2 protein-coding genes are annotated in these 1,293 nt (G+C 67.5%); both read right to left on the bottom strand.

What is annotated here, in order from left to right; translation table 11 throughout:
* The coding region (locus ELR45_RS37475; protein WP_205856400.1) for a sugar nucleotide-binding protein at positions 1 to 328 on the bottom strand (328 nt) is incomplete at its 3' end.
* On the bottom strand, positions 328 to 1,224 hold the full coding sequence (gene rfbA / locus ELR45_RS11005; RefSeq protein WP_129665952.1) for a glucose-1-phosphate thymidylyltransferase RfbA: 897 nt from the start codon (positions 1,222 to 1,224) through the stop codon (positions 328 to 330). The genes rfbA and ELR45_RS37475, both read right to left, overlap by 1 nt.
* Positions 1,225 to 1,293 lie beyond the last annotated feature (69 nt).

A 1,293-nucleotide genomic window follows, 5' to 3' on the forward strand; every position in this document is an offset into this window, starting at 1 on the left:
TCGAGACATGCACGAGCGGAACGCCGTGCCGCACGCATGCCGTGGCCAGCAGTGACGGGCCGAGCGCATTGACGTCGAATGCGCGCGCCTGCTCGGTCTCCGCGCGGTCGACCGCCGTATATGCCGCGGCGTTGATCACCGCGGGACGACGCCCCGCTTCCTGCGCACGCAGGACGAGGCTGGCCACCGCCGCGTCCACTGAGTCCGCGTCGGTGACGTCCAACTCGTGCGAACCCAGAGCCACGATGTCTGTCTCGTGGCCGGCGACGGAGGCCAGTGCCCGCCCGAGCTGGCCCTTCCCGCCGGCCACCAGGATGCTCACAGTCATCACACAGCCTCCGCGAGCTGTTCGGCCATCGCTGTCTCGGCCACTTGCTTGACGTAGTCGCCGTAGCCGGTCTTGCCCAGCCGCTCCCCCAGGTCGAAGCACTGCGACGCGTCGATGAAGCCCATCCGCAGGGCGATCTCCTCCACACACGCGATCCGCACGCCCTGCCGGTCCTCGAGCGTGCGCACGTACTCGCCGGCTTCCAGCAACGACTCGTGGGTGCCGGTGTCCAGCCACGCGAACCCGCGCCCCAGATCGACGAGCCTGGCCTTGCCCCGTTCCAGGTAGGTCAGGTTCAGGTCGGTGATCTCCAGCTCGCCGCGCGCCGACGGCGTCAGGTTCGCCGCGATGTCGACGACGTCGTTGTCGTAGAAGTACAGGCCGGTGATCGCACGGTTCGAACGTGGACGTGCCGGCTTCTCCTGAATCGAGAGCAGCCGTCCGGAGTCGTCGGTCTCGCCGACGCCGTACCGCTCCGGGTCCGCCACCGGGTAACCGAAGAGCACGCAGCCGTCCACGCCTACCGCCGTCGTCTGCAGCAGTTCGGCGAAGCCGGGACCGTGGAAGACGTTATCGCCGAGCACCAGCGCCACGGCGTCGTCGCCCACGTGGTCCGCGCCCACGATGAACGCGTCGGCCAGGCCACGGGGCTCGGTCTGCACCGCGTAGGAGAGGCGCACGCCCAGCCACGATCCGTCGCCGAGCAACCGCTCGAACTGAGGACGGTCTTGTGGGGTGGTGATGATGAGGATGTCCCTGATCCCCGCCAGCATCAATACCGAGAGCGGGTAGTAGATCATGGGCTTGTTGTAGATGGGCATCAGTTGCTTGGAGACGCCGAGCGTCACCGGGCGCAGCCGGCTCCCGTTGCCGGCGGCCAGAATGATCCCTTTCATGATTTTCCTTCCCGAACCGCGTTGTCTATCCGCTGACCGTCATCGGCGTTCAAGCGCGTGCCGCCGTTC

Origin of the sequence: Phytoactinopolyspora endophytica, assembly GCF_004138495.1 — a bacterium.
Classification (GTDB): Bacteria; Actinomycetota; Actinomycetes; order Jiangellales; family Jiangellaceae; genus Phytoactinopolyspora; species Phytoactinopolyspora endophytica.

Excerpts from the sequence above, each read along its gene's own strand:
- rfbA (WP_129665952.1), bottom strand. The coding sequence starts at position 1,224 with ATGAAAGGGATCATTCTGGCCGCCGGCAACGGGAGCCGGCTGCGCCCG.